Source organism: Xanthomonas sontii (genome assembly GCF_040529055.1).
GTDB classification, from domain to species: Bacteria; Pseudomonadota; Gammaproteobacteria; order Xanthomonadales; family Xanthomonadaceae; genus Xanthomonas_A; species Xanthomonas_A sontii.
In genome coordinates this window covers 185,679-211,741 of sequence record NZ_CP132342.1, presented here as the reverse complement: position 1 = coordinate 211,741, position 26,063 = coordinate 185,679, and the positions used below count along the sequence as shown (strand labels likewise).

24 protein-coding genes are annotated in these 26,063 nt (G+C 70.8%); 6 read left to right on the top strand and 18 right to left on the bottom strand.

What is annotated here, in order from left to right; translation table 11 throughout:
* Positions 1–197 precede the first annotated feature (197 nt).
* Positions 198–815 (bottom strand): hypothetical protein, encoded by a 618-nt coding sequence (locus RAB70_RS00955; RefSeq protein WP_026143828.1) that lies wholly within the window; start codon positions 813–815, stop codon positions 198–200.
* A 174-nt stretch (positions 816–989) separates the two neighbouring features.
* Between RAB70_RS00955 and RAB70_RS00950 the strand changes: the two genes are divergently transcribed.
* The gene (locus RAB70_RS00950; RefSeq protein ID WP_148828039.1) at positions 990–1,919 is read left to right on the top strand and encodes an oxygenase MpaB family protein; all 930 of its coding nucleotides are present in this window, start codon (positions 990–992) and stop codon (positions 1,917–1,919) included.
* Positions 1,920–2,096: 177 nt separating this feature from the next.
* Entirely contained in the window at positions 2,097–4,994 is a 2,898-nt protein-coding gene (locus tag RAB70_RS00945) for an EAL domain-containing protein (protein ID WP_148828038.1), read from the top strand.
* On the opposite strand, the gene RAB70_RS00940 is transcribed toward RAB70_RS00945, so the two are convergent.
* From RAB70_RS00940 to RAB70_RS00885, 12 genes are all read right to left on the bottom strand, one after another.
* Complete coding sequence (locus tag RAB70_RS00940; RefSeq protein ID WP_148828037.1) at positions 4,984–5,997, bottom strand: Rieske 2Fe-2S domain-containing protein; 1,014 nt, start codon at positions 5,995–5,997, stop codon at positions 4,984–4,986. The two genes, RAB70_RS00945 and RAB70_RS00940, sit on opposite strands and share 11 nt — an antisense overlap.
* Before the next feature lie 43 nt (positions 5,998–6,040).
* On the bottom strand, positions 6,041–7,228 hold the full coding sequence (locus RAB70_RS00935) for a diguanylate cyclase (protein ID WP_148828036.1): 1,188 nt from the start codon (positions 7,226–7,228) through the stop codon (positions 6,041–6,043).
* A gap of 143 nt (positions 7,229–7,371) precedes the next feature.
* A complete protein-coding gene (locus RAB70_RS00930; protein WP_148828035.1) occupies positions 7,372–8,487 on the bottom strand; it encodes a hypothetical protein in 1,116 nt (371 codons plus the stop codon).
* Entirely contained in the window at positions 8,484–9,665 is a 1,182-nt protein-coding gene (locus tag RAB70_RS00925; RefSeq protein WP_148828034.1) for an ATP-grasp domain-containing protein, read from the bottom strand. The genes RAB70_RS00930 and RAB70_RS00925 overlap by 4 nt, the downstream gene beginning before the upstream one ends.
* The gene (locus RAB70_RS00920; protein WP_148828033.1) at positions 9,658–10,506 is read right to left on the bottom strand and encodes an MBL fold metallo-hydrolase; all 849 of its coding nucleotides are present in this window, start codon (positions 10,504–10,506) and stop codon (positions 9,658–9,660) included. The genes RAB70_RS00925 and RAB70_RS00920 overlap by 8 nt, the downstream gene beginning before the upstream one ends.
* Positions 10,503–11,480: an NAD(P)-dependent oxidoreductase gene (locus RAB70_RS00915; RefSeq protein WP_148828032.1), complete on the bottom strand. Its 978-nt coding sequence runs from the start codon at positions 11,478–11,480 to the stop codon at positions 10,503–10,505. The genes RAB70_RS00920 and RAB70_RS00915 overlap by 4 nt, the downstream gene beginning before the upstream one ends.
* A 1-nt stretch (position 11,481) precedes the next feature.
* Entirely contained in the window at positions 11,482–12,498 is a 1,017-nt protein-coding gene (locus tag RAB70_RS00910; protein ID WP_148828031.1) for a 3-oxoacyl-[acyl-carrier-protein] synthase III C-terminal domain-containing protein, read from the bottom strand.
* A 109-nt stretch (positions 12,499–12,607) separates the two neighbouring features.
* Complete coding sequence (locus tag RAB70_RS00905) at positions 12,608–13,054, bottom strand: GNAT family N-acetyltransferase (RefSeq protein ID WP_211352246.1); 447 nt, start codon at positions 13,052–13,054, stop codon at positions 12,608–12,610.
* Between the two features lie 86 nt (positions 13,055–13,140).
* Positions 13,141–13,842, bottom strand: a complete 702-nt coding sequence (locus tag RAB70_RS00900; RefSeq protein ID WP_148828030.1) for a glycosyltransferase — start codon at positions 13,840–13,842, stop codon at positions 13,141–13,143.
* A gap of 64 nt (positions 13,843–13,906) precedes the next feature.
* A complete protein-coding gene (locus RAB70_RS00895) occupies positions 13,907–14,902 on the bottom strand; it encodes an aldo/keto reductase (RefSeq protein ID WP_148828029.1) in 996 nt (331 codons plus the stop codon).
* Positions 14,903–14,955: 53 nt separating this feature from the next.
* Positions 14,956–15,375 (bottom strand): carboxymuconolactone decarboxylase family protein, encoded by a 420-nt coding sequence (locus tag RAB70_RS00890; protein ID WP_148828028.1) that lies wholly within the window; start codon positions 15,373–15,375, stop codon positions 14,956–14,958.
* 38 nt (positions 15,376–15,413) lie between these two features.
* Positions 15,414–16,481 (bottom strand): aldo/keto reductase, encoded by a 1,068-nt coding sequence (locus tag RAB70_RS00885; RefSeq protein ID WP_148828027.1) that lies wholly within the window; start codon positions 16,479–16,481, stop codon positions 15,414–15,416.
* A 147-nt stretch (positions 16,482–16,628) separates the two neighbouring features.
* Here RAB70_RS00885 and RAB70_RS00880 point away from each other — a divergent pair, with 147 nt between their 5' ends.
* Entirely contained in the window at positions 16,629–17,540 is a 912-nt protein-coding gene (locus tag RAB70_RS00880) for a LysR family transcriptional regulator (RefSeq protein WP_148828026.1), read from the top strand.
* 200 nt (positions 17,541–17,740) lie between these two features.
* Here RAB70_RS00880 and RAB70_RS00875 read toward each other — a convergent pair whose 3' ends face one another.
* Positions 17,741–18,310, bottom strand: coding sequence for a flavodoxin family protein (locus RAB70_RS00875; protein ID WP_010343649.1), 570 nt, complete (start codon positions 18,308–18,310; stop codon positions 17,741–17,743).
* A gap of 108 nt (positions 18,311–18,418) precedes the next feature.
* Complete coding sequence (locus RAB70_RS00870; protein WP_017909607.1) at positions 18,419–19,324, bottom strand: LysR family transcriptional regulator; 906 nt, start codon at positions 19,322–19,324, stop codon at positions 18,419–18,421.
* Positions 19,325–19,462: 138 nt separating this feature from the next.
* Here RAB70_RS00870 and RAB70_RS00865 point away from each other — a divergent pair, with 138 nt between their 5' ends.
* The 3 genes from RAB70_RS00865 to RAB70_RS00855 all read left to right on the top strand — a co-directional run bounded on the left by RAB70_RS00865 (position 19,463) and on the right by RAB70_RS00855 (position 23,437).
* Positions 19,463–20,269 (top strand): class III extradiol ring-cleavage dioxygenase, encoded by an 807-nt coding sequence (locus RAB70_RS00865; protein ID WP_148828025.1) that lies wholly within the window; start codon positions 19,463–19,465, stop codon positions 20,267–20,269.
* A gap of 94 nt (positions 20,270–20,363) precedes the next feature.
* Entirely contained in the window at positions 20,364–21,593 is a 1,230-nt protein-coding gene (locus tag RAB70_RS00860) for a putative DNA modification/repair radical SAM protein (RefSeq protein ID WP_148828024.1), read from the top strand.
* Between the two features lie 401 nt (positions 21,594–21,994).
* The gene (locus RAB70_RS00855; protein ID WP_148828022.1) at positions 21,995–23,437 is read left to right on the top strand and encodes a UdgX family uracil-DNA binding protein; all 1,443 of its coding nucleotides are present in this window, start codon (positions 21,995–21,997) and stop codon (positions 23,435–23,437) included.
* A 123-nt stretch (positions 23,438–23,560) separates the two neighbouring features.
* On the opposite strand, the gene RAB70_RS00850 is transcribed toward RAB70_RS00855, so the two are convergent.
* The 3 genes from RAB70_RS00850 to RAB70_RS00840 all read right to left on the bottom strand — a co-directional run bounded on the left by RAB70_RS00850 (position 23,561) and on the right by RAB70_RS00840 (position 25,940).
* Positions 23,561–24,151: a fasciclin domain-containing protein gene (locus RAB70_RS00850; RefSeq protein ID WP_017911977.1), complete on the bottom strand. Its 591-nt coding sequence runs from the start codon at positions 24,149–24,151 to the stop codon at positions 23,561–23,563.
* Positions 24,152–24,405: 254 nt separating this feature from the next.
* On the bottom strand, positions 24,406–25,023 hold the full coding sequence (locus RAB70_RS00845) for a pentapeptide repeat-containing protein (protein WP_211352249.1): 618 nt from the start codon (positions 25,021–25,023) through the stop codon (positions 24,406–24,408).
* 248 nt (positions 25,024–25,271) lie between these two features.
* Positions 25,272–25,940, bottom strand: a complete 669-nt coding sequence (locus RAB70_RS00840) for a class I SAM-dependent methyltransferase (RefSeq protein ID WP_017914793.1) — start codon at positions 25,938–25,940, stop codon at positions 25,272–25,274.
* Positions 25,941–26,063 lie beyond the last annotated feature (123 nt).

The following is a 26,063-nucleotide window of genomic DNA, read 5'->3' as shown; positions in this document are numbered from 1 at the left end:
GGTTTGACTGGGGCTGGCATCGCCGCGGCGTTGCGCCCTTGCGGCGATCGCGGGGACTTGAGCGAACACGCTATCGGGCGCGCGGATCACGACCGACTGCGCGCGTGTTGCGCCCGAGTCGCGCCCGCGCGTGATGTCGGATCGGCGGGCGCGCCGTCTATCGCAGACGGCGCGCGTGAGATGCGTGTGCGGCGGCCTCAGCCGGCGACGCGGAACACGCCGGGCTGGCCGCCGGGCGGCGTGCCTTCGAATTGGATCAGCGAGGCGACCAGTTCGGCATGCAGGCGGATGCGGCCCATCTCGCGCATGATCCGGATGTCCTCGTGGCGCAGTTCGCGGTTGGCCACCACCTCGCGCTTGTAGGCGAGGATCTCCGGGTACTTGCGCGCCATGTTCAGCGCGTCGGCCACGCACTCCACGGTGTCGGCATCGGCCGACAGCGGTTCGCGGCTGTTGAACGCGGTGAGCCAGCGCTCGAAGCCGGCGGTGCGGTCGAACATGTTGGCGATGAACCAGATCACGAACAGGATCGCCACCCACGAGGTGACCACGATGACGATGCGCGAGAACGTCAGGTGGTAGTCGTGCTGCCACAACTGCGCGGTGATCACGCCGAGCAGGATCAGCGAGATCGCCTGCCAGCCGATGATCGACGCCACCAGCCACTGCTGCTTGGCCTTGGCCAGCAACGCGACCTCTTCGCGGATCTGCGCCTCGCTCTTGTGCTGCCAGTGCGCGACCTGTTCGGGAAACGAGCGCTGGTGCAGCGCGTTGTCCTCGAGCAGCAATCCCAAGCCTTTGAACAGAGCGAGCATGACGGGCTCCTTGCAGATGCGGTGACGGACGCGGAACGTCGGTTGGCGATCTTGAGGCAGCTTCTTTCTAGCACAGCGGCCGCAAAGTGCATGCTGCGGTCGCACATGCGGCGCGGCCGCGGCGCGCCATACGCCATCGCACGGCGCTCGCGCCGCTTTCGCTACCATCGGCGCATGCCCCCGCTGCTACGCACCCTCGCCGCTCCGGCCACCGCGCAGATCCGCCGCTGGGTGCTGGGCGCGTTCCCGCGCGAGCGCGACGCCATCGACTACGACCAGCCGCTCGGCGATGTGGGCCTGTTCGGTCCGGACAGCGTCACCTGGCGCATCCATGCCGAGTTTCCCGGGATGCTGGCCGGCGGGCTGTGTGCGCTGCTGCTGCAGACCCTGCATCCGCTGGCGCTGGCCGGGGTCTACGACCATTCCAACTTTCGCGAGGATCTGGTCGGGCGCCTGCGCCGCACCACCCAGTTCGTCGCCGCCACCAGCTACGCGCCCACCGACGCGGCGCAGCGCCAGATCGCCCGTGTGCGTGCGATCCACACGCGGGTGCGCGGCCACACGCCCGACGGGCGCGCTTACGCCGCCGACGATCCGGCGCTGCTGACCTGGGTCCACGTGACCGAGGCCTACGGCTTCCTGCAGGGCTACCGCCGCTACTGCCGCGCGGTGCCGGCGGCGATCGCCGACCGCTATTACGACGAAGGCCGGCGCGTCGCCGAAGCGCTGGGCGCACGCGACGTCCCGGCCAGCGAGGCGGCGGTGCTGGACTATTTCGCGCGGCAGCGGCCGCTGCTGCGGGTGGATGCGCGCTCGCGCGAGGTGCTGGCGGTGCTGTCCGGCCTGCGCCTGCCGGTGCCGGCGCCGGGACTGTCGCGCGAACTGTTCCTGGGCGCCGGCGCGGCCTTGCTGCCGCCATGGGCCAGCGCCCTGCTGCGGCAGGCACGGCTGCAGCGCACCGGCCCGACGGTGCCGGCCTGGTTGCTGCAGCAGGTGGCGCCGCTGTTCCGGGTGGCACTGCACGATGGCATCGCCGCGCGTGCGTGCCGACGGGTGGGACTGACGACGCAGGCACTGGCGCAGTGGCCGCAGCGGACTGAATGATTTATCCGCATCGCTGAACGCAGCATCGCGTCACGGGCGGTCAAGATCGCCGATCCCAGGCCGCTGTATCCAGCATCCACGCCGCACTCCCGACCCTCGATGCCGCCGAACCCGCTCGCCGACAGGAAGCGTGACCGTCGCTTTCGGCACAGCCTGCGGCGCGTCACGCGCGCGCCGTTGCGGGCGATCGCGACCTGGGGCGTGGCGCTGGCGGTGCTGCTGGCCGCCGGCCTGGTGCTGGTGCTGGCGCAGGACCGCCACAACCGCCTGGCCGCAGCGCAGCGGCAGAGCCTGGCCCTGGCCACCGGCAGCGACCGCCTGCTGCAGTTGCAATTGGACAATCTCGGCCAGGCCCTGCATGGCGAGGGCCTGAGCGCGCAGGCGCTGCTGGCGGAGACGCCGGTGCGGGCGCCCGAGCTGATCGCCGCCTCGCTGCACGGCCTGCAGGCGCGGCACCCGGAACTGCGCGACGTGGCCCTGCTGGATGTGCAGGGCCAACGCCGCTTCGGCGGCGCGAGCGATCCGCAACTGCGCGCATGGATGCCGCGCGCGCGCTGCGGCGACCGGGTCTGCGTGAGTCCGCCAGTGCGCCTGGCCGATGGCGAGGCGGTGGTGCGCGTGGCGGTCCCGTGGGGGACCGATGGCTGGGTCGAGGCGCAATGGCGGGTGGCCGCGTTGCAACGCATCGTGCAGGGCACCGATAGCGGGCGCGACGGCATCGTCGCCCTGACCGACGCGCAGGGCGTGCTGCTGGCCGCCAGCCGCCCGCTCGCGGCCGGCCAGCCACGCCTGCCGATCGCGCTGGCGCAGCCGATGCCGCACGGCGGCGCCCTGGGCGTACGCCGCGATGTCTTCGACGGGACACCGCGTATCCTGGCGCTGAGCGGCGGCGGTGCGTATCCGTTGCTGGCAGTCGCCGGGGTGGGGCTGCGCGAGACGCTGTCCGGCTGGTGGTGGTTCGCCGCGGCGGCGGCGCTGGTGTACGTGCTGTACCTGCTCGGCCTGGCCTATCTGCTGGTCAGCCTGCGCCGTGCCGAGCGTCGCCAGCGCCACCTGCTGCAGCGCCTGCGGCGTGGCGACGAGGATCTGCGCCTGGCGCACGGGATGGGCGGCATCGGCACCTGGCGCGTCGACATCGCGCAGCGTGTGCTGCGCCTGTCCGAACCGACCGGCGCGATGTTCGGCCTGCAGCGCATGCAACTGCCCATCGAGGCGTTCCTGGCGCGGATCCACGACGAGGATCGCGCACGGGTGACGCAGCTGTACGAGGACGCTGCGCAAGGGCGCGCGGACTACAACACCGTCTATCGCATGCACCTGCCCGATGGACGCCTGCGCTGGCTGGCCGCGCGCGGCGCGCTGGTGCACACCCGTGAGGGCGTGTGCATGACCGGCGCGGTGCAGGATGTCAGCGACCGGGTGGCGGCGCACGCGCGCCTGCTCGATGCCGAGCGCCAGTTCCGCCTGGTGTTCGATCGCAATCCGTTGCCGTACTGGGTGTTCTCCGTGGACAGTCTGCGCTTCCTCGAAGTGAACCAGGCCGCGGTGCGCCAGTACGGCTACAGCCGCGAGGAATTCCTGGCGATGGACCTGCGCGATCTGCGTCCGTCGGAGGATGCCGAGCGCTTGCTGCAGGACGTGCGCAAACCGCGCGAGGGCTTCGACGCGCCGAGCGTGTGGACGCATCGGCGCAAGGACGGCAGCCTGCTGTCGGTGTGCATCCACAGCGCCGACCTGGAGTTCGGCGGCGTGCCGGCGCGGCTGATCCTGGCCGAGGACGTCACCGAGCGCCTGGCCCACGAACGCGAACTGGCCTATCTCGCACGCCACGAATTCAGCACCGGCCTGCTCAAGCCGCGGGCGCTGGCCGAAGCCCTGCGCGCGCAGCGCGGCGGCTACGCCATCGCCTACGTGCAGGTACGTGGCCTGGCCCTGATCGGCGACACCCTCGGCCGCGCCGTCGGCGATGCAGTGCGTTGCGCAGTGGCCGAGCGCATCCGCGCGCTCGGCGAGCGCTTCGGGCTGAGCGCGCATCAGCCGGCGCAGGACTTCGTGCTGGCGATCCTGGACCCGCAGGCCCTGCCGCTGGCCTTGCAGGCGCTGCAGGAGGCGCTGTACGCACCCGTGCAGGGCGGCGAATTCGCTCAGCAGTTGCAGGCGCACATCGGCGTGGCGCTGTGTCCGGACGATGCCGCCGATGCCGACGAGGCGATCGGCAGCGCCGCGCAGGCCGCGCATGCGGCGCAGGCCGAGGGCCGCAGCCTGGTGCGCTTCGACCGCGCCATGGCCGCGCGCACCGGCGAACGCCTGCGCCTGGCCGGGCGCATCCAGCAGGCGATCGAGCGCCAGGAGTTCGAGCTGTATTTCCAGCCGATCATGGATGCCGTCAGCGGCGCGCCGCGCGAACTGGAAGCCCTGATCCGCTGGCCGCAGGCCGATGGCGGTTTCATCGCGCCGGATGCGTTCATCCAGTTGTGCGAGGACACCGGGCTGATCCTGCCGCTGGGGCGCTGGGTGACGCGCGCGGCGGCGCGGGCGCGTCGCGCCCTGGTCGAGCACGGATGGCCGGACCTGCCGGTGGCGGTGAACGTGTCGGCGTTGCAGTTCTTCGATGGCGATCTGGTCGCCGACCTGGTGCAGGCCTGCGCCGAGGCCGGGCTGGCCGCCAACGGCCTGCAATTGGAGCTGACCGAGAGCAGCCTGATGCGGCAGCCGCAGCAGGCCGGCGACGTGCTGCGGCAACTGCGCGCGCTGGGCGTGCGCGTGGCCCTGGACGATGTCGGCACCGGCTTCTCCAGCATGGCGTATCTCCGCGACCTGCCGCTGGACACGCTGAAGATCGACCGCAGCTTCGTCGCCGAGGTCGACCGCGATCCGCGCAACGCCTCGATCTGCCAGGCGCTGCTGACCCTGGGCCATTGCCTGGGGCTGGACGTGGTCGCCGAGGGCGTGGAGACCGAGGCGCAGCTGCGCTGGTTGCGCGCGCACGGCTGCGGCGGCGTGCAGGGCTATCTGCTCGGGCGTCCGGCCCCATTGGCGGATGTGCTGCAGCGGCTCGGCGCGGTCACAGCATGAGTTCCACGTCGTGGCCGCTGCCCGGTGCCGGCAGCGGCTCGCCGTCCCAGTAACGCCGCAGCGGTTCGCGCACCAGGTCCAGCGCGGTGGAGGCACCGCGCGCGCCCGGATAGCGCTGCAGGTTGCGCGACTGCAGCGCGAGCATGCGTCGGTCCTGTTCGCCGACCCGGCGCAGCAGCGGCCACACCAGCAGCCGCACCGCCCACGCCGGCGCCCAGCGCCCCTCCACGTGCAGGCTGGCGAAGACGTCGGTGCTGCGCGCGTCGAGCGGGGTGAAGTGGAGGCTGATCCGCACGCGGCCGCCGCGCGCGTAGCGGTACTCGATCTGCGCGCTGCCGGGGCCGGCGAAATGCGCGCGTTCCAGGATGCGCGGCGATTCGAACAACCGGTACAGCCAGCCGCTCTGCGCCGCGGCGCCGCGGTAGTCGACGTGGAAGCCTTCGTCGGTGTGGCGCAGCTCGGCGCGCATGGCGGTGCGCGCGCCGCCGCGCCGCACCAGCCCCGGATGCAGCAGATGGGTGTGCAGCGGATCCAGGAAGTTCTCCAGCGCATCGACCACGTGCGCATCCCAGCGCGTGCGCCACAGGAAGCGCCGCGCCGACGGCTGCAGCGCCTGCACCAGTTGCGAGGGCGCGTCCGCGCCTTCCGGATCGGGACGCAGCCAGATCAGGCCATCGTGTTCGCGCGCGGCGAAGGCGCGCACCCGCACCGCCGGCGGCGCCTGCCCCGGCGGCAGGCCGGGGATCTCGCGCAGGGCGCCGGCGCGGTCGAAGCGCCAGCCGTGATAGGGGCAGGACAGGCCGTCGCCGGTGGCGCAGCCGGCCGACAGCGGCGCGTGCCGGTGCGGGCAGCGATCCTCCAGCGCCAGCAGGCCGCCGTCGGCGCAACGCGCGATCGCCGCATGCCGATCCATCACCGATACCGCCAGCGGCCGGCGCCGCAACGCCGTGGCGGGCGCGACGGCGAACCACTGCCGGTACTGGGACGGATGCCAGGCGCTCATGCCGCCGGCGCCACGCGCGTGGTGTGCCGCGCGCCGCGCGCGTTCATGTGATGGTGGTGCCGGCGACCCGGTTGCGGCCGGCGCGCTTGGCCGCGTACAGCGCCTGGTCGGCGGCCAGCACCAGGGTCTGCCAGGACGCCTGCGCCCCGGGCGACAGGCAGTAGCCGATGCTCACCGTGCACACCAGCGGCGCCTCCGGCGCGGCATCGATCTGTTGCTGCTCGATGCGCCGCCGCAGGCGTTCGGCGAGATCGCGCACCGACGCCTCGTCGCCCTGCGGAATCAGCACCATGAACTCCTCGCCGCCGATGCGCGCCAGCAGGTCCGGCATGCGGATGTGCTGCGTCAGGGTCTGCGCGATGGCGACCAGCACCTGGTCGCCGACCGCATGGCCGAAGCGGTCGTTGATCGCCTTGAAATGGTCCACGTCGATCATCAGCACCGCGATCGACGCCCGCTTGCGTGCGGCATCGAGGGTCGCCGCCTCGCCGCGCTCCCACATCACCCGGCGATTGGTGACCCCGGTGAGCGGATCCTGCGAGGCGTGCCGCCGCAGTTCCGCGTTCATTTCGCGGGTCAGCATCCACAGGAAGCCGGGGGTGATGCTGGCGGTCAGCACGATGCGCGAGAGCAGGCCGAAGTTGGTGGTCGGGTCGTAGCTGGTATCGACGTCGGGATGGAAGGCCCACCAGACCACCCGCAGCCCGACCATGCCGGCCCACAGGAAATGGAAGACGGCCGTGAAGCGCGCCGGCGTGCGCACGGTGCTGTCGGCGTGGCGCCACAGCGCCACCGCGGTGGCCAGGGTCAGCATGCCGCGTACCAGGCCGCCGAAGATCACCATGATGCGGTGATCGAGGCCTGTGTAGTGCAGGCTGTAGAGTTCCAGCACGCAGAGCAGCGCGACCGGGACCAGCAATGTCCACTGCAGCAGCGGGCGTCGCAGGTAGGCGTTTACCGCCAACAGCGTCAGTGCGGTGGCCACGTCGAGGGTGACGTTGCCGGCGGGCGCGACCCAGACGTCCATGTAGTGCCAGGCCGGCGCCAGCAGGGTGCCGAAGCCCAGGGTGAACACGCCGTAGCTCAGCGTCAGCAGCAACAGACTGCGGGCGTGCCGTTCCTTGCGGCCGGTGACGTACAGCGCCAGGAACATCGCCGAGGACACCGCCGCGAGCAATGCGTTGACGATCAGCAAGGTGCCGGCATGGGCCAGATGCGCAATCCATTCCACAGATGTTCCGGGCCGCAGCGGCGATGAGGTGTTGCAGATGCAGCAAAGTATATGCCAGTGCCAGTGTCGGGCAGCCGACGCGGCATGCGCGATCGACGCTGAAAACGATTACGGCCCGCCTTCGGGCTTGGCGCTGCCTGGCCTCACAGCCGGTACTGGCGCATCAGCGGGACACCGATGCGCCGGGTCAGGGCGCCGAGCGCGGCGATCGGCTGGCGTCGCCGCAGCGGCAGGTGGCGCGCATCGACCGCGCTGTACTCGATGACCGGCATGCCGCCGCGCTGGCGCTTGAAACTGGCCGCGCCGGCGCTCTGGTTGAGGCGCTGGCCATACCGTCGCGCATGGTCGATGCCGCAGGCGGTGAGGGTGCGGTACAGCGCCAGCCGCTGCGGCAGCTGCAGGTCGTAGCCGACGATCGGGGCGGTGACGGTGCCGCCGACGCCGAACAGGCCGGTGATGCAGACCAGTTGCCCGTCGCCATCGCGGAAGCCGTCGAAGCGCAGCAGCCCGGCGCGGTGCCAGGCGCGCAGGAAGCCGGCGTGGTAGGCAGGATTGCAGTGTGAATATTTCTCCAGATACAGCTGCGCATACAGCGCGGCGATGCGCGCATAGTCGGCCTCGCCGATGGCGTCGTTGCCGCAGCGCTGCAGGTCGCGGCGGTCGACCAGTTTGAGGTCGCGGGCCAGGTCGCGATGGCGCAGCAGTCGCGGCCAGTCTTCGTACAGGTAGACCTGGCGGCTGGCGATCAGGGTGAAGCCTTCGGCCTGCAGCGCGTGCAGCCATTGCGGCGTATCCACCGCGTTGAGCGAGCGGAACCACAGCGCGTGGTCGGGCCAGCACGCGCGTGCGGCATCCAGCAACGCGCGCAAGCCGCTCGGCGGCAGCGGCGGGTACAGGTTGGTGGACAGCAGCCAGTTGTTGAGGGTGACCGCACGGTCGATCCGTGCCCAGTCCAGCCACGCGCCGATGCCGCCGCACAGGCCGCGTACCGGCGCGGCCAGCGCGCCCGGCAACAGCCGCGCGGCTTCCTCGGCGGCGTAGTCGGCATAGGTGGTGCGCGGCGAGCACACCCAGGCGTTGCCCGGGTGGCGTTCGCCGACCGTCACCGGCAGCGCGAGCGCGCCGGCCTGCAGCACCTCGATGCGCGCATGCGCGTTGTCGGCCAGCTGCTGCGCCTCGCCGCCGGCATGCAGCGCGGCGAAACGCTGCAGCTGCGCGGCGTAATCGGCGGCCGCAGCGTCGGCGCTGTCGGTACTCATGGCGGCGGCAGTGCCTCGCCGTCCCACTCGGTATCGCGGGTGGCGGCCTCGCGCACGCTGCAGCGTTGTGCCAGCGCCAGGCGCGCGTGGCTGCCCAGGTCGCACAGCGTGCCGGCCAGCGGCCAGCGGTCGCCGCGCGGCGCCAGCACGTCCTCGGCGCGCGCGTAGTCGCGGCGCCACTGCCGCAGCCGGCCCTGGCCCAGCGCCGCCGGCAACGCCACGCCCAGCATCAGCATGCCCAGCATCGCTGCGCGGTCGTCGGCCGGGCGCAACGGCGCCGGCGCCGCGCCCGCGTCGCCGCACAGCAAGGCCACCAGCGGATCGGTCGCGGCGAACAGGTGCAGGCCGCTGGTCGCACGCGGATTGCATTCGATCACGCTGCAGCGCCCTTGCGCGGAGACCATCCAGTCGAAGGAAATCTGCCCAGTGAAGCGCAGCGCCTGCACCAGTTGCGCGGTGAAGCGCTCGATCTGCGGGTTCGGTGCGGCGTCGAAGTAGTAGCTGGAACTGCGCCGCAGGCGGTAGCGCGGGCGGTACACCGCATGCGCCAGCAGCACGCCGTCGCGCGCCAGCGCATACGAGCAGCGCTCCTCGCCGGCGCAGTAGCGCTGCGCGACCCAGTCGCCCTGCGCGGGCAGCGGTGTGGCATCGGCGGTCACACCGTCCGGATAGAGCCGCACATGCACGCCGAAGCGCGAGAATTCCGGTTTCAATACCAGCGGCGCGTCGCCGGCCCATTCGCGCGCCTGCGCCAGGCTGCGCACGCGCACGCTGGCGGGTACGTCGATGGCGCTGTCCAGGCTGCGCGCCAGTTCCATGAAGGCGTACTTGCTGTGCAGCGTGCGCAGCGTGTCGAAGTCGTGCAACGGCAGCTGCAACTGCGTCGGCAGCGCACTGCGATAGCGGGCCAGGTAGAACACTTCCTCGCAGGTCGGCACCAGCACGTCGATGCGCTGGCGCGCGAGCAGGGCGTTGAGATCGGACAGCCAGGCGCGTGGCGCATCGCGTGCCGGTGCGATGCGGTGATGCCCGGCGACCGCGCGCGACCAGCCGGAGATGCGGCTGGCGACGCTGTCGGCCAGGTGCACCCGCCAGCCCTGCGCGGCGAAGCGGCGCGCCAGGTCCAGCGCGACCGGCGCGCGTGCGCCGGTGATCAGCACGCCGGGGGCCTCAGCCATGCGTGTGCTCCGCCGGTGCCGGCCGCCATTGCCGACAATGCGAGGGCACCAGGCGCAAGCCCGGCTCGGCCTGGCGCAGCGCATGCAGCCGCGCCAGGGTGTCGCGATACACGCGATGCTCGCCGAGCAGGCGGGTGACCAGGGCCGGCGGCGGCGTGCCGTCGGCGAGCGCGGCGCTGGACCAGGCCGCGTCGGCGATCAGGAACACCGGGCCGTGCGCGTCCTCGAACCACAGGCCGTAGTGGCCGGGCGCATGCCCGGGCAGCGGCACCAGCAGCACGCTGCCGTCGCCGAACAGATCGCGCGGCGTGTCGAAGTCGCGCAGTGCGGCGGGCGACAGCGTCGCGGGCAGCGCCTCGATCCAGTGCATGCGCGGACGCGCGCCGCGCAGCAGCGCGGGCAGGAAGCCTTCGCGCAGCGCGGCCAGCCGGCCGCGGCGCTGCAGATCGTCCCAGGCCTGTTGCGCGCAGGCCAGGCGCGCCTGCGGGAAATCGGCGACGCCGCCGACGTGGTCGCCATGGAAATGCGACAGCACGATCCAGCCGATGCGGTCCGCATCCACGCCGTCGCGGGCGAGTTGTTCGCGCAGCGATTGCCCGGGTGCCAATTGCACGGGAGTCAGCCAGCGGTACAGGCGTTCGGGAAAGCGCGCGGTGGCATCGAAGAAATGACGGGCGTAGCCGGTGTCGAACAACAGGTCGCCCTGCTGTGGATGCTGCAGCAGGGCCGCCAGCGCCGGGAACGGGCACGGCGCCAGCGGCGCGCCGCGGCGCGTGGCGCGTTCGGGGTGCGTGCAGTGGCCGGCCTCGTACAGCCGCCAGCGCAGCCGGGGCGCGCTCATGCCCGCCCCAGCGCGGCCAGCCCGGCCTCGGTCGACAGCACCGGCGCATAGCCGAGTTCGCGGCGGGCGCGGCCGATGTCCAGCGTCTGCGAATAGCCGAGCACGCCGATACCGTAGCGGCTGAGCCGCGGCTCCGGCTGCCCGCGACGGCGCAGCGCGATCTGCTCGCCGAGCGTGGCCAGTGCCAGTGCCGGTCCGCGCGGCAGCGGCAACAGCTGCACGCGCAGGCGCAGCACCGCGAACAGTTCGGTCAGCAGGTCGCGCACCGCGATCGGCACACCGTTGCTGATGTTGTAGGCGCGGCCATCGCCGATGTGCTCGGCGCGCAGCGCAGCCAGCGCCGCGGCCACCGCGTTCTCCACGCAGCACACGTCGATCATCGCGCGGCCGCCGTTGACCAGCGGGAACCAGCCGCGCTGCGCCACCGCCAGCAAGCGCGGCACGATCGCGTTGTCGCCATGGCCGAACACCGCGCGCGGGCGCAGCACCACCGCCGGCAGTCCGGCCGCGGCGGCGGCGCGCACCTTTTCCTCGGCTTCCCACTTGGTCTGCGGATAGCCGCCGATCCAGCGCGCCGGCGGGGTGAAGTCTTCGGTGATCTGGTATTGATCGGCGAAGCGGAAGTAGATGCTGGGCGAACTGAAGTGCACGAAGCGACGCACGCGCGCGGCGAGCGCGGCGGCGAGCAGGCGTTCGGTGGCGACCACGTTGGCCAGGCGGAAGGTCTCGGCGCTGGCCCACGTTGCAGACAACGCCGCGCAGTGGATCACCGCATCGCAGCCGCGCAGCAACGGCGCCAGGTCATCGCGACACAGCTCGGCGGGCACGACCTCGATCCGCGGATCGCCGGCGAAGGCCGCCAGCTTGGTGGTGTCGCGGCCGCTGGCACGCACCGGTACGCCGGCCGCGGCCAGGGCGCGCACGATGTAGGCGCCGATGAAGCCGGACGCGCCGGTGACCAGGACGCGGGCCATGTCAGTAGCGCAACACCGCGCCGCCGAACGCCAGCCCGGCGCCGGAGCCGACCAGGCCGATCAGGTCGCCGCGCACGATCTGGCCGCTGTGGATCGCCTGGTGCAGCGCACTGGGAATCGACGCGGCCATCTGGTTGCCGCGGTGGCCGATCACCTCGATCAGCGCATCCGGCGCCAGCCCCAGCGCCACGCGCAGATGGCGCAGCGCCTTGGCGCTGGCCTGGTGCGGCACGATCCGCCGCAACTGCGCCAGCTCGACCCCGGCCTGCGCCAGCAGCCGCTGCAGGAAACCGGGCAGCTTCGCCGCGGCCAACCGGTAGGTGGCGCGCCCGTTCATTTCGAACTGCGAGCCGGCGCGCAGCGCGTCGACGCCGTGATCGAGGCGCAGGCGAGTGCCGCCGGCGCGCACGCGGCAATGGTCGATGCCTTCGGAATAGGTTTCCAGCCGCGCCGCCAGCAATTGCGAACCGCTGTCGCCGCTGTCGGCGCCGAGCACCACCGCGGCGGCACCGTCGCCGAACAGCGGCGCGGTATCCGCATCGTCCGGATTGAGGCCGACGCTGGCGATCTCGCTGGCGACGATCAGCACGCGGCGATGGCGGCCGGCGGCGATCGCGCAGGCGGCCAGGTCGAGCGCGGCGATGAAGCTCAGGCAGGTGGCGTTGATGTCGAAGGCCGGGATGCCGCTGCCCTGCAGGCCCAGCCGCGCGTGCAGCAGCGCTGCGCTGCACGGGATCGCCTGTTCCATCAGGCTGCAGGCGCTGATCACGCAATCGATCTCGTGCGCCTGCAGCTGCGCCGCGTCCAGCGCCGCGCGCGCGGCGCGTTCGCCCATGAAGGTGGCCGGCTCGTCGGCGCCCGCATAGTGGCGCGTGGCGACCCCGGTATGCCGCAGGGTCCAGCCGGCGGGCTTGCCCCAGCGCCGGTCGAAGGCCTCCGCCGGCACCTGCTGCGCGGGCAGATACTCGCCCGTGCCGAGGATGCGCAGCGCGATGGGCCTGCTGGTGTGGACGCTCATCCGTAAAGCTCGCACAAGGGGCGCGCAGCGTACTGCCAGCGGCTCGGCGCCGGCAACCGCCCTTATGAAGATCGCGCCGCTGTCTGCGGCTGGCGACCTCAGACAATCCTCAATCGCGCAGCGACTTGGCGAAATACTTGGGCGCTTCCACAAAGCCTTCCCGCCGATAGAAGGCGTGCGCCCGTTCCCGCCGGCTGTGGCAGTGCACCTCCAGGCGGTCGCAGCCGCGCTGCCGCGCCAGCGCCTCGCCCTCTGCCAGCAAACGCTGTCCCACCCCGGCGCCGCGCGCACGATCGTCGACGCAGAAATAGCTGATGCGGCAGATGTCGCCGGCCAATGCCAACTGCGGCAGAAAGTGCAGCGACAACACCCCCAGGACGTCGTCCCCTGCGGCGGCCACCAGCAAGGCCGCGTCCGGATGTCCCAGGAGCTGCGCCAGGCGCGCCTCGATGAAGTCCTCGGTTCCGGCATAGTCCAGCGCCGCCATCAGCGTCACGATCGCCTGCCGGTCCGCCATCGCCGCGTTTCTGATGTCCAGGGTGCCGTTCTCGCGCATTTGCAGAGAGTAGGAAGTCGCCCGCGTCGGGCGCAACTGCTTTGCCTCCCGGACGCAACCTGCTGTGCGGAAATGGGCGGAGCGCCCTAGCGTCCGCGGCGCTGCCCGTACCAGAAGCCGAGCGCATCGCGCGAGCGCAGCATGCCGCGGCCGCGGCGCAGCAACTGCAGCAGCAGCCCCAGGTGCTCGCGCTTGCTGAAGCTGCGCAGCTTGCGGTCGGAGGTGTGCACCGGCTCGCGCAGGATCACGAAGCGTCCCTGCCGCGCCAGCGCGCGGCTCAGCGCCACGTCCTCGCCGGCGTAGTAGCGCTCGTCGAAGCCGCCGGCGGCGGCGAAGGCGCTGCGCGTGCAGAACAGGAAGCAGCCGGGGGCGATGCCGGTGCAGCGGAACAGCCAGCCGAACAGCGTCTGCGCCAGGCGCTCGTACCAGGCGATGTCGCCGAGCAGGCGCACCTGCGCGCCGCCGCCGACCGCGCCGGTGCCCAGCGCGCGCAGCGCCGCAGCCAGCAGCGGCGTGTTGACCCGGGTGTCGGCATCGACGAACAGCAGGTGGCGGCCACGGCTGGCGGCGGCGCCGGCATTGCGCACGGCGGCGATGTGCCGCAACTCCACCTCCAGCACCTGCGCGCCGTGGCGGCGCGCGATCTCGGCGGTGCCGTCGCGGCAGGCATCGGCGACCACCAGCGTCTCGCAGTCCAGCCGCAGCGCCTGAGCGGCGACATGCAGCGAGGCCAGCGTGTCGCCGATCAGGGCGGCTTCGTCGTGCGCGGGGACGATGAAGGAGATCACCCCCGCATCATGCGGGGCCGGCGCGGCGCGGGCAATCGACCCGCGCCGCGGCCGGGGGCGCGGTTCAGCCCTGCAGGGCGCCGCGCGAGGCGGCCGGGTAGCGATGGCCGGCGGCGGCGTCGGCGGGGAAGATCGCCTCGATCTGCGCCAGCTCCTCGGCGCTCAGCTTCACCTGCAGCGCGCCCAGGTTTTCTTCCAGGTAGGCCAGGCGCTTGGTGCCCGGGATCGGCACCAGGTCCTCGCCCTGCGCCAGCACCCAGGCCAGCGCCAGCTGGCCCGGGGTCACGCCCTTGGCCTGGGCCAGTTCGCGTACCCGCTCCACCAGTTGCAGGTTGCGGTCGAAGTTCTCGCCCTGGAAGCGCGGCGAATGGCGCCGGTAGTCGTCGGCCTCGAAATCCTCCGGCGAGCGGATCGCGCCGGTCAGGAAGCCGCGGCCCAGCGGCGAGTACGGCACGAAGCCGATGCCCAGTTCGCGCACCGTGTCCAGCACGCCGTCGTGTTCCGGGTCGCGCGACCACAGCGAGTACTCGCTCTGCAGCGCGGTAATCGGGTGCACCGCGTGCGCGCGGCGGATGGTGGCCGCGGCGGCTTCGGACAGGCCGAGGAAACGCACCTTGCCCTGTTCCACCAGCCGCGCCATCGCCCCGACCGTGTCCTCGATCGGCACGTTCGGATCCACCCGGTGCTGGTAGTACAGGTCGATGTGGTCCCCGCCGAGCCGGCGCAGGCTGGCCTCGCAGGCGGATTGCACGTATTCCGGGCGGCCATCGATACCGCGTGCGGCCGGGTCGTTGGGGTCGAGCTTGATGCCGAACTTGGTCGCCAGCACGACCTGGTCGCGGCGCCCGGCCAGCGCCTTGCCGACCAGCACTTCGTTGGTATGCGGGCCGTACATGTCGGCGGTGTCGATGAGGCTGACGCCGTGCTCGATCGCGGCATGGATGACTGCGATCGAGGCGGCGTCGTCGCTGCGGCCGCCGTAGAACGCGCTCATGCCCATGCAGCCGAGGCCGAGGGCAGAGACGCGGGGGCCGTTGCGGCCGAGGGTGCGGGTTTGCATGGAAATGCTCCTGAGGGGGAGGGGAGGGAGAGCGTGGCCGCCGGGCGGTTCGCTCAGGGTGAGGACGTGCCCAGCGCGTCGCGGGCGACGGCCAGGGCGTTGAGCGCGGTGGGAAAACCCACGTAGGCGTACAACTGGTCGAGCACCGCGAAGATCTCTGCACGGCTGGCGCCTGCCGCCTGCGCGGCACGCAGATGCAGGCGCAACTGCGGTTCCGCGTGGCCGAGGCTGGCCAGCACCGCCACTGTGACCAGTTCGCGGGTCCGCAGGTCCAGCGCGCTGTCGGCGCGGTAGATCTCGGCGAAGGCGATGGCGGCGCCGCGGCCGCTCAGCGCGGTGTCCGCGTCGTCGGCCAGGGCGCGGATCGCCGCGCCCTGCTGCGGGCCCATCAGCGCGGCGATCTGCGCGATGCCGGCCGCTTCGGCCTCGGCCAGGGTCATGTTGCTCGGCAACGCGTTCGCGATGGATGCCATGGAATGGTGCTCGTGTGCGAAGGGGCAGGACGCCGCGCTCAGCGCGGCTGGATGCGGGTGCCGCCGCTCAGCAGCGCCTGCGGGTTGGGCGAGGCCAGGAAGTCGTGCGGGAAGCCCAGTTCGATCGCGCTGGCGGCATCCAGCCGCTGCAGCGCCTCGGCATCCAGGTGCAGGGTGAGTGCGCCCAGGTTGTCCTGCAGTTGCGCCACGCTGCGCGCGCCGACGATCGGCATCGCCCCGCGCGCCAGCAGCCAGGCCAGCGCCACCTGCGCCGGCGAGCGCTGCAGCTCGGCGGCCAGCGCCACCACCGTCTCGGCGACCGCCAGCGCGTGTTCGTTGAAGGTGCGTTGCGAATGCGCGACCTCGGCGCGGCCCACGCCATCGACCTGCGCGCCGCCCGAGGCCGCCGCGCGCACACGCGCCAGATCGGCGGCGCCGTACTTGCCGGTCAGCACGCCCATCGCCAGCGGCGACCAGGCCAGCACCGACATGCCCAGCGCCTCGGCCATCGGCACCAGTTCGCGCTCGACGGTGCGCTGCGCCAGCGAGTACTCGATCTGCAGGGCGACGAACGGCGTCCAGCCGCGCAGGTCGGCCAGAGTCTGCATGCGCGCCACCTGCCAGGCGGGGGTGTCGGAGATGCCGGCGTAGAGGATCTTGCCGGCACGCACCAGATCGTCGAAGCCGCGCATCACCTCGTCGATGCCGGTGGTGCCGTCCCAGGCATGCAGGTACAGCAGGTCCAGGTAATCGGTGCCCAGCCGCGCCAGGCTGGCGTCGACCGAGCGCAGCAGCGCCTTGCGGTGGTTGCCGCCGCCGTTGGGGTCGCCGGGGAAGGGATTGAGCGCGAACTTGCTGGCGATCACCAGGCGGTCGCGGCGGCCGGCGACGAATCGGCCGAGCAGGGTCTCGGCGCTGCCGTTGGTGTAGATGTTGGCGGTATCGAGGAAGTTGCCGCCGGCATCGACGTACAGGTCGAACAGGCGGCGCGCCTCGGCTTCGTCCGCGCCCCAGCCCCAGTCGGCGCCGAAGGTCATGGTGCCCAGGCACAGCGGGCTGACGCGCAGGCCGGAACGGCCGAGCAGGCGGTAATGATCGAGGGCCATCGCGGCGGTCTCCGGAGTGAGGGTGCGGGCACTGTAGGCGCCATGTCGCAACGGATAAATCCAGGTAATCCACATGTGCTTTGAAGGTGTGCTAAACAATGGCGGGCGCGCCTGCCGCGTCCGTCCTTCCATTGCCGCCCGCTCCCCATGCATCGTCCACCGCCGCTGTCCGCCGTCGTCGCCTTCGTCCGCGTCGCCCACCATGGCAGCTTCACCCGCGCCGCCGCCGAGCTGGGCGTCTCGCCGTCGGCGCTGTCGCAGACGCTGCGCGCGCTGGAGGCGCAGCTGGGCGCACGCCTGCTCAACCGCACCACCCGCCGGGTCGGCCTGAGCGAGCATGGCGAGCGCTTCCTGCAGCGGGTGGCGCCGGGCCTGGCGCAGATCGACGCGGCCTTCGCCGACCTGGATTTCCTGCGCGACCGCCCGGCCGGCACGCTGCGCATCAACCTGCCGCTGGTGGCCGCCGAGCAACTGGTGTGCCCGCACCTGCCGGCGTTCCTGGCGCGCTACCCGGAAGTCAGCGTGGAGCTGTATTCGGACCGGACCCTGGCCGACATCGTCGCCGGCGGCTTCGACGCCGGCATCCGCCTGGGCGAGAGCCTGGCGCGCGACATGATCGCGGTGCCGCTGGGACCGCCGCAGCGGCAGACGGTGGTGGCCGCGCCGGCGTATTTCGCTGCGCATGAAGTGCCGCGCACGCCGGCCGAACTGGCTGCGCACGACTGCATCCGCTGGCGCCGCACCGATGGCCGCCTGCAGGCCTGGGAGTTCACCCGCGACGGCCATGATTTCCTGGTCGAAGTCAGCGGGCGGCTGGTGGTCAACGACACCGCGGTCGGCCTGGACGCCGCGCGCCGTGGGCTGGGCCTGGGCCAGGCGTTCGAGTGGCAGGTGGCCGCCGACGTCGCCGCCGGCCGCCTGCAGCAGGTGCTGGACGACTGGCACGCGCCGTTCGCCGGCTGGCACATCTACTACCCGGCGCGCGAACACCTGCCGCCGAAGCTGCGCGTGTTCATCGATCATCTGCGTGCGGCGCATCCAGTGGGTGGCACGGTTTAGCGCGATGGCGCTGGCCGAGGGCCGGTGCATGGCGAGACCAGAATGCAGAGAACACGCGGCAGCGCCGCAGCGCGAGGGCATTGTTGCCTTGAGGAAGCGCCCGACCGGCAAAGGCCGGGCGCCGAAGGGGCATCGCCTCGCCCGGAGACCGCTGCGATCGCGATGCAGGGTGCCGCCCTTTGCGGGCGGCACCGTCGGACTCAGCCCTTGAGCTTGGCCGCGAACTCGGCCACACGCTTGCCGAGCAGGCGCGCGGTCTCCAGGTCGCCGCTGCGCGGCGCCTCGTCCGGCGAGGCGTCGGACGGCGAGATCGCCAGCGCGCCGCCGGAGCCGGCGGTCCAGTTCACGTCGTTCGGGCCGTGCGCCTTGGTGTTGGACGGCAGCAGGCCGGTGCCGACCCAGATCTGGCCGTGCTGCTGGGCCAGGGTCCAGAAGTATTCGATGGTGGCGAACTTGTCGCCGTTGACCGAGGCCGAGTTGGTGAAGCCGGCGGCGATCTTGTCCTTCCAGGCCTGCGCGAACCACGGCTTGGAGCTGGCGTCGGCGAATTTCTTGAACTGCCAGGCCGGGCCGCCCATGTAGGTCGGGCTGCCGTAGACGATGGCGTCGGCCTGGCCGATGGCTTCCCAGGCGCCGTCGGGCAAGTTGCCGTCCTGGTCGATGCGGTACAGCGTGGCTTCGCCGACGCTGGCGGCGCCGGCGTGCACGGCCTCGGCCTGCTTGACGGTGTGGCCGTAGCCGCTGAAGTAGACGATCGCGATCTTGCTCATACGCGGACTCCTGAAGGTGAGGGGGAAAAGCGCGGGCATTGTGCGCATGCGCGGCCGCCGCGATCAGCGTCATCGGCGGGATGTTGTGTCCGGTCCGCGCGCCGCGGTTCAGCTCTCGGCCGGGGAGCGCATCGTGCGATCGATGCCCACTTCGACCAGGTAGTCGATGAAGCTGCGCACCTTCGGCGCGAGGTGGCTGCGGCTGGCGTACACCGCGTAGACGCCGATCGGCCCGATCTCGTGGTCGGGCAGCACCCGCACCAGGCGGCCGTCCTCCAGCGCCGCTTCGGCCATGAAGTCCGGTTGCACGGTGACGCCCATGCCGGCGATGGCCGCCTCGCGCAGCACGTCGCCGCAGTTGGCGCGCAGGGTGCCGGCCACCCGCACCTGGGTCGCGCCGTCGGGGCCGTGCAGGGTCAGGTCGTCCTGCACGTAGCTGTAACTGAGGAAGGCGTGGCCGGCGAGGTCGGCGGCCAGCTGCGGGGTGCCGGCACGCGCCAGGTAGTCCGGCGACGCGCACAGGAACGCCTGCACTTCGCCGAGCTTGCGCGCGATCAAGGTGGGCGCCACCTGGCGGGTGATGCGGATCGCCAGGTCGTAGCCTTCCTCGACGATGTCCACCAGGCGGTCCGACAGCGACAGATCGAGGGCGACCTGCGGATAGCGCGCGCTGTAGCCGGCCAGGCGCGGGCCCAGCCGGGCAACGCTGAAACTGAACGGTGCGTTGATCCGCAGCGTGCCGGAGGGCGTCAGCGCCTGCTCGCCGACCGCCGCCTCCATGTCGTCGAACTCGGCCAGCAGCAACTGGCAGCGCTGGTAATACGCCGCGCCGACACTGCTCGGGCTGACCCGGCGGGTGGTGCGGTTGAGCAGGCGCGAGCCCAGGCGCTGTTCCAGCCACGCCACCTGGCGGGTGACGCTGGCGGTGGAAATGCCCAGCGCGTCGGCGGCGGCGTTGAAGCCGTTGCGGTCGACCACGGCGACAAAGACCCGCATCGCCTCCAGCGTGTCCATTGTTTCGGTTCCTGAAATGGATCGTCGGCGGCAGGGTAATTTATTCCCGCAGATGGCGGAAATACCCTGGTCGCCTGCACGAACGCCCGGCGCTGGCCGCGCGCGCCACCGTGCCGCCCCCCACTGTGGAGACCTGCCATGGCGCGTTTGCCTTCCCTGTACATCTCGCACGGTTCGCCGATGACCGCGCTGCAGCCCGGCCTGGTCGGCACGCGGCTGGCCGAACTGGCGGCGACGCTGCCGCGGCCGCGCGCCATCGTGCTGGCCTCGGCGCACTGGCTGGGCCGGCGACCGCTGGTCGGCGCCGCGGCGCAGCCGCAGACCATCCACGACTTCGGCGGATTCCCGCAGGCGCTGTACGCGATGCAGTACCCGGCGCCGGGTGCGCCGGCCGTGGCCCAGCAGGTCGCCGAGCTGTTGGCGCAGGCCGGGCTGGCGCCGGTGCTGGACGAGCGTCGCGGGCTGGACCACGGCGTGTGGGTGCCGCTGTCGCTGCTGTACCCGCAGGCCGACATCCCGGTGGTGCCGCTGTCGATCCAGCCGGAACTCGGGCCGGAGCACCACCTGGCGCTTGGCCGCGCACTGGCGCCGCTGCGCGAGGACGGCGTGCTGGTGATCGGCTCGGGCAGCATCACCCACAACCTGCACGACTTCGGCCGCTACGCCGAGGGCAAGGAAGTGCCCTACGTGCGTCCGTTCATCGAATGGACCGAGCAGGCGTTGCGCCGCGACGACGTGCCGGCGATGCTCGACTACCGCCGGCAGGCGCCGTTCGCCGAGCGCGCGCATCCCACCGACGAGCACTGGCTGCCGATCTACGTGGCGATGGGTGCGGCCGGCGCGGACGGGCTGGGCGCGCAGCGCATCGATGCGGGGATCGACGCCGGCCTGCTGGCGATGGACATCTACCGCTTCGACGGCGCCGCGGCGCGCGTGGCGGCCTGAACGCCAGGAGATCGACCTGAGCGATTCATCGCGGTGAAGGCCGCACCGCATCCGCGTCTCACCGTTTGAGACGCGGACCCGGCATCGTCGGCCGGTGAATACCCTCGAGAAACTCGCCGTGCTCGCCGACGCGTCCTGCGCCTCCAGCGGCGCCGACAAGCGCCATTCGCTGCGCAGCGGCGGCATCGGCAGCACCGAGGGCATGGGCATCTGCCATTCGTACACGCCCGACGGGCGCTGCGTGTCGCTGCTGAAGATCCTGCTGACCAACTTCTGCGTGTTCGACTGCGCGTACTGCGTCAACCGCGTGTCCAGCAACGTGCGCCGCGCGCGCTTCACCCCGGCCGAAGTGGTCAAGCTGACCCTGGATTTCTACAAGCGCAACTACATCGAAGGCCTGTTCCTCTCCAGCGGCATCATCCGCAACAGCGACTACACCATGGAGCAACTGGTGGAAGTGGCGCGGCAGCTGCGCGAGGAGCACCGCTTCGCTGGCTACATCCATCTCAAGACCATTCCCGACGCGGCGCCGGAGCTGCTCGCCGCCGCCGGCCGCTACGCCGACCGGCTCAGCATCAACGTGGAGCTGCCGACCGAGCGCGGCCTGGCGCAATTGGCGCCGGAGAAGAACGTCGGCGGCATCCGTGCGGCGATGGGCGAGCTGCGCTGGCGCATCGAGGAGAGCAAGGAGGCGCGCAAGGCCGAGGCGCGGGTGCGCGCCAAGCCGCCGCGCTTCGCCCCGGCCGGGCAGAGCACGCAGATGATCGTCGGCGCCGACGGCGCGGACGACCGCGCGATCCTGCACACCAGCCACAATCTCTACGGCAACTATCGCCTGCGCCGGGTCTACTACTCCGCGTTCAGCCCGATTCCCGACGCCTCGGCCAAGCTGCCGCTGCTGGCGCCGCCGCTGCAGCGCGAGCACCGCCTGTACCAGGCCGACTGGCTGCTGCGGTTCTACGATTTCTCGGTGGAGGAGATCGCCCCGCCTGCGGCCAGCGGCATGCTCGATCTGGACGTGGACCCCAAGCTGGCGTGGGCGCTGCGCAACCCGGAGCGATTCCCGGTGGATCTCAACACCGCCGCGCGCGAACTGTTGTTGCGCGTGCCGGGGCTGGGCACCCGCAACGTCGAGCGCTTGCTGCTGGCGCGGCGGCATGCGCGGCTGCGGGTCGAGGATCTGGCGCGGCTGCGGGTGCCGCTGAAGAAGTTGCTGCCGTTCGTCAGTGTGCTCGATCACCATCCGCGGCAGCGGCTGGACGATCCGCAGCGGCTGCGTGCGCAGTTGGCGCCGGCACCGCGGCAGGGTGGCTTGTTTGATTGACGCGGTAGGGTGGGGCGTTGCCATGCCTGCTGCAACGGCAGCAGCAACAGCAACATCAAAGGCTTTCGCGCCTACGGGCGCGAGTGACTTTTGTCTTGGCAAAAGTCACCAAAACCGCTCCCGCCTGACACGAGCCGGTGCGATACGGCCGCACCGGTCCCCTGCGCTCCTCGCGGCGAGCGGCACGGCGCCCAAACTCGCTTCGCTCAAACAAGGGCGCCTCTTCGGCCGCTCGCCACTCCGGTGCTCGGCTCGCTTTAAGACGGGAAGTTTTAAAAGCAACATCACGAGCAAAAGCAAAAGCAAAATCTGCAGGCGCGGCGATGGTTGCGGATGCTGTGTTGGCGGTTGTGTTGCTGTGTTCTGCATGCGTTTCGGTGAGTTGATGCGTGGAGCGGGGCATGTTCCAGGCTGAGGTGGTGCCGCCGTGGAGCCTGGAGGCGTGGCGGGCGGTGGCGCGGGCGGCGTGGTGTGCGCAGGTGGCGCCGGAGACGCTGGCGTGGGACGGCGATGCGCAGGGCGGCTTGCTGGTCGGGACCGACGTCGCCACGCTGCCGGCGCAGGTGCCGCCGCCGCGGGTGTCGGCCGAGTTCCTGGCGCTGGCCGGTGCGGTGCTGTGCCATCGCGATCCGCAGCGGCACGCGCTGCTGTACCGCCTCCTGTGGCGCATCGCCGGCGGCGAGCGCGCGCTGCTGCAGCGGGTCACCGATGCCGACGTGCACCGCGCCCAGCAATGGGCGCAGGCGGTGCGCCGCGACAGCCACAAGATGAAGGCGTTCGTGCGCTTCCGCGAGGTGCCGGGCGAGCAGGAGGCCTACATCGCCTGGTTCGAGCCGGAACATCACATCGTCGATCGGGTGGCGCCGTTCTTCGCGCGGCGCTTCGCCGGCATGCGCTGGGCGATCCTCACCCCGTACCGCAGCGTGCGCTGGGATGGCGGGACGCTGCAGTTCGGCGCCGGCGCGCAGCGTGCCGATGCGCCTGCCGACGATGCGCAGGACACGCTGTGGCGCACCTACTACGCCAACATCTTCAATCCGGCGCGGCTCAACCCGACGATGATGCGCCAGGAGATGCCGCAGAAATACTGGAAGCACCTGCCGGAAGCGCAACTGCTGCCCACGCTGATCCGCGACGCCGGGCAGCGCGTGCGCGAGATGGCCGAGCGCGCGCCCGAACCGGTACGGCGGCGCATTCCCGCGCCGGCACCGGCGCCGGTGATGGCCGCCGACGACAGCCTCGAGGCGCTGCGCGCGGCGGCGCGCGACTGCCGCCGCTGTCCGCTGTGGCAGCCGGCCACCCAGACCGTGTTCGGCGAAGGTCCGCAGGACGCCGCGGTGATGGTGGTCGGCGAGCAGCCCGGCGACGAGGAGGACCTGAGCGGGCGCCCCTTCGTCGGCCCGGCCGGGCGCCTGTTCGATCGCGCGCTGCAGGAGCTAGGGGTCGAACGCGCAGGCATGTACGTGACCAACGCGGTCAAGCACTTTCGCTTCGAGCAGCGCGGCAAGGCGCGGCTGCACCGCAATCCCGAGCGTGCGCATGTCGAGGCCTGCCGGATATGGCTGGCCGGCGAACTGGCGCGGGTGCGCCCGCGCATCGTGCTGTGCCTGGGCGCGACCGCGGCGCGCGCGGTGCTGGGGAGCGGCTTCAAGCTGATGGCCCAGCGCGGGCAATGGCAGGCGCTGGACGACGGCACCCGCGCGCTGGCCACCGTGCATCCGTCGTGGGTGCTGCGCCAGCGCGGCGGCGAGGCGGGCGAGGCCGCCTATCAAGGCTTCGTGGATGACTTGCGTGTGCTGGCAGCGCAGGTGCCGACGCCGCACGCAGGCGGTGCCGGCGACTGACGGTTCGTGCGCGTGGTCCGGGCGTTGTCGGCGTGGCGCGCGGTCGCTGTTGGCTGCATGGGCGTGCAAAACGGGGACGGCCGTAGCCGCCCCCGCGATGCCAATGCACCCCCCGACGCGTGCTTACGGCATCAAAACCTTGTCCACCACATGGATCACGCCGTTGCTCTGCATCACGTCGGCGGTGGTGACGTGCGCGGTATTGCCCTTGCTGTCGGTGAGCGTGACCTTGCCGCCGCGGGTCTTGGCGATCAGCGTTTCGCCCTGCACGGTGGTCAGCTTGGCGCTGCCGCCGCCGGCCTTGATCTGCGCCAGCAGCGCCGCCGCATCGAGCTTGCCGGGGACCACGTGGTAGGTCAGCACCTGGGTCAGCTTTTCCTTGTTCTCCGGCTTGAGCAACGTGTCCACCGTGCCGGCCGGCAACGCGGCGAAGGCGGCGTTGGTCGGTGCGAACACGGTGAACGGGCCGGCGCCCTTCAACGTGTCCACCAGGCCGGCGGCCTTGACCGCGGCGACCAGGGTGGTGTGATCCTTGGAGTTGACCGCGTTGTCGATGATGTCCTTGGTGGCGTACATCGGCGCGCCGCCGACCATCGGATTCGGCTTGGCTTCGCTCATCGCGGCGTGGTCGTGCATCGCGGCCTGGCTGGGGGCGGCCATGGCGGGCAGGGAGACGAGGCCGGCGAGGGCCAGGGACAGCAAGTGGATCTTCATGGGCTTGCTCCTTGAAAGGGATGCGCGGCCAGTCGGCCGTGCACCTGTCTTTACGCGGCCTGCGCCGGCGCGGTTGCATCACGCCATCCAGATAATGATGAACAGGGGGGGCTGGCGGGTACCGTCGCTCGCATCCAGGGCGGCTCAGGCGAGCGCACTGTCGCGCTGTGGTACAGCCGCAAGGCCGGGCAGCGCTCCGGCGAACGGTCTATACGAGTGCAGGCAGGCCTCATCGTCGGCCTGCGCCGATGAGGTCACCGACACTGAGAAGGGATGTCCATGTCCTCAAACTGGGCTGCCAATGGCAGAACGCCAGCCTCAAACCTGGCGCCACGCAAGTCGCATTTCTTGAATTTCGCATCGGCAAAGATGCAGTTGATGAATGTCGATGCTCTGAATTCGACTCTGTCAAAGACAGCGCCGGTAAAATCGCAGTCCATGAATTTTACCCGGCGGCCGCCGTACTCCACTCCGCAAGATCCACCGGAAAACCTGGCTTTGACGAAATCGGTTTTTTCGCAGATCGCATCATCCATGTTGATCGCAAGCTTGCTTTTTGAAAAGTTGCAGTTTTTTATTTCCGATCTGCACAAAAGGGCTCCGTTCAAGCTGGCACTTTCGAAGCTGACATTCATGAAGAAACTATCGTTCGCACTTCCGGATATTTTCGAGTAAGACAGATCGGTGTTGCTGATCCTCGATTCGAAGAGATTTGCGGCTTTTAACTGCTCCAGGATGGCAGATGGGCCGATGCTGATGCCGGAAAGATCAGCGTCGCGAATGATCGGCCGTCCAGCCGCGATCGAATCGATGCTGTCGATGATGCTCGCCAGATAGTCATGGTTTCGCCATTTGGCGGTTGTGTTTTTCATGGGTGGCCGCCTCGGCGATGAATTGGCGGCATGCTATCTGCCATGCCGTTATGGTTGAGCGCGGCTGCAGCTTCGGACGCGCCGCGACGTTCGCACCCTGAGTGGCTGTCGGGCTCAGGGTCCAGGATCGATGATCGGTGTGTCGGAAATGTTTGTCCTGTTGGTTGGCCGGGATCATCCCGGCGATGACGTTCTCGGAACGCCGCTTTGCGCTGCCGGCACGCGCTGGAGGGTCAAGGCGCGTCGGCTCAGCGGCGCTGCAGCACATAGCTGTTCTCGAAGCCGTGGGCGCAGCCGAGCACATGGAAGTCGCCGAAGTAGCCGGCGGCGCGCAGCAGGTCCACCGCGGGACCGACCTCCGGCGAGTATTCCCAGTCGCCGTAGTCGTCGAACACCACGAACCCGCCGGAGACCACGCTCGGCCCGTACAGCAGGAAATCCAGCAACACGTTGCGCCCGGTGTGGCCGCCGTCGATGTGCAACAGCGCCACCTTCGGCTCCATGGCGTAGAAATGTTCGGCGCAGAATTCGGAATAGCCGCGGATGAAGCGCGCATTGGGCAGCAACTGCTGCCGATAGTGGTTGAATTCCTCGAACTGATTCGGCAGCGCGAACGGATCCATGCCGATCACCCGGCGCTGGCGGCCAGACACCTCGTTCATCAGCACCAGCGACTTGCCCTTCCACACCCCGATCTCCACCAGATCGCCCGGCACGCCCTCCAGCAGCAGGCACAGGTAGCCCAGCAGCCGCACGTGATCGTGGAAGGACAGCTCGCGCCGCTCCATCGCATGCTCGGCCGGCAGGCCGGCCTGGGCCTGCACGAAGTGGTCGCCGATCAAGTCCCAGATCCGCGGAATGCTGCCTTCCGCCGCGTGTTCGTCGATGAAACGGTTGAGTTCCTGGATGGTGAGCATGCGGTCTCCGGCCGAATGCGCCGGTCCGTCACCGGCGCTGCAGTCGGATAGTAGCTCCAGCGCTGCCCCGGACGCCGCCATTTTGCATATGTCATGCCGGCGAGTGCGCCAAGTGCTGCCGGA

Excerpts from the sequence above, each read along its gene's own strand:
- RAB70_RS00955 (WP_026143828.1), bottom strand. The coding sequence starts at position 815 with ATGCTCGCTCTGTTCAAAGGCTTGGGATTGCTGCTCGAGGACAACGCG.
- RAB70_RS00915 (WP_148828032.1), bottom strand. The coding sequence starts at position 11,480 with ATGGCCCGCGTCCTGGTCACCGGCGCGTCCGGCTTCATCGGCGCCTAC.
- RAB70_RS00845 (WP_211352249.1), bottom strand. The coding sequence starts at position 25,023 with ATGAAAAACACAACCGCCAAATGGCGAAACCATGACTATCTGGCGAGC.
- RAB70_RS00940 (WP_148828037.1), bottom strand. The coding sequence starts at position 5,997 with ATGAGCGCCTGGCATCCGTCCCAGTACCGGCAGTGGTTCGCCGTCGCG.
- RAB70_RS00855 (WP_148828022.1), top strand. The coding sequence starts at position 21,995 with ATGTTCCAGGCTGAGGTGGTGCCGCCGTGGAGCCTGGAGGCGTGGCGG.
- RAB70_RS00895 (WP_148828029.1), bottom strand. The coding sequence starts at position 14,902 with ATGCAAACCCGCACCCTCGGCCGCAACGGCCCCCGCGTCTCTGCCCTC.
- RAB70_RS00890 (WP_148828028.1), bottom strand. The coding sequence starts at position 15,375 with ATGGCATCCATCGCGAACGCGTTGCCGAGCAACATGACCCTGGCCGAG.
- RAB70_RS00920 (WP_148828033.1), bottom strand. The coding sequence starts at position 10,506 with ATGAGCGCGCCCCGGCTGCGCTGGCGGCTGTACGAGGCCGGCCACTGC.
- RAB70_RS00880 (WP_148828026.1), top strand. The coding sequence starts at position 16,629 with ATGCATCGTCCACCGCCGCTGTCCGCCGTCGTCGCCTTCGTCCGCGTC.
- RAB70_RS00885 (WP_148828027.1), bottom strand. The coding sequence starts at position 16,481 with ATGGCCCTCGATCATTACCGCCTGCTCGGCCGTTCCGGCCTGCGCGTC.
- RAB70_RS00850 (WP_017911977.1), bottom strand. The coding sequence starts at position 24,151 with ATGAAGATCCACTTGCTGTCCCTGGCCCTCGCCGGCCTCGTCTCCCTG.
- RAB70_RS00870 (WP_017909607.1), bottom strand. The coding sequence starts at position 19,324 with ATGGACACGCTGGAGGCGATGCGGGTCTTTGTCGCCGTGGTCGACCGC.
- RAB70_RS00865 (WP_148828025.1), top strand. The coding sequence starts at position 19,463 with ATGGCGCGTTTGCCTTCCCTGTACATCTCGCACGGTTCGCCGATGACC.
- RAB70_RS00910 (WP_148828031.1), bottom strand. The coding sequence starts at position 12,498 with ATGAGCGTCCACACCAGCAGGCCCATCGCGCTGCGCATCCTCGGCACG.
- RAB70_RS00875 (WP_010343649.1), bottom strand. The coding sequence starts at position 18,310 with ATGAGCAAGATCGCGATCGTCTACTTCAGCGGCTACGGCCACACCGTC.
- RAB70_RS00930 (WP_148828035.1), bottom strand. The coding sequence starts at position 8,487 with ATGAGTACCGACAGCGCCGACGCTGCGGCCGCCGATTACGCCGCGCAG.
- RAB70_RS00840 (WP_017914793.1), bottom strand. The coding sequence starts at position 25,940 with ATGCTCACCATCCAGGAACTCAACCGTTTCATCGACGAACACGCGGCG.
- RAB70_RS00950 (WP_148828039.1), top strand. The coding sequence starts at position 990 with ATGCCCCCGCTGCTACGCACCCTCGCCGCTCCGGCCACCGCGCAGATC.
- RAB70_RS00925 (WP_148828034.1), bottom strand. The coding sequence starts at position 9,665 with ATGGCTGAGGCCCCCGGCGTGCTGATCACCGGCGCACGCGCGCCGGTC.
- RAB70_RS00905 (WP_211352246.1), bottom strand. The coding sequence starts at position 13,054 with ATGCGCGAGAACGGCACCCTGGACATCAGAAACGCGGCGATGGCGGAC.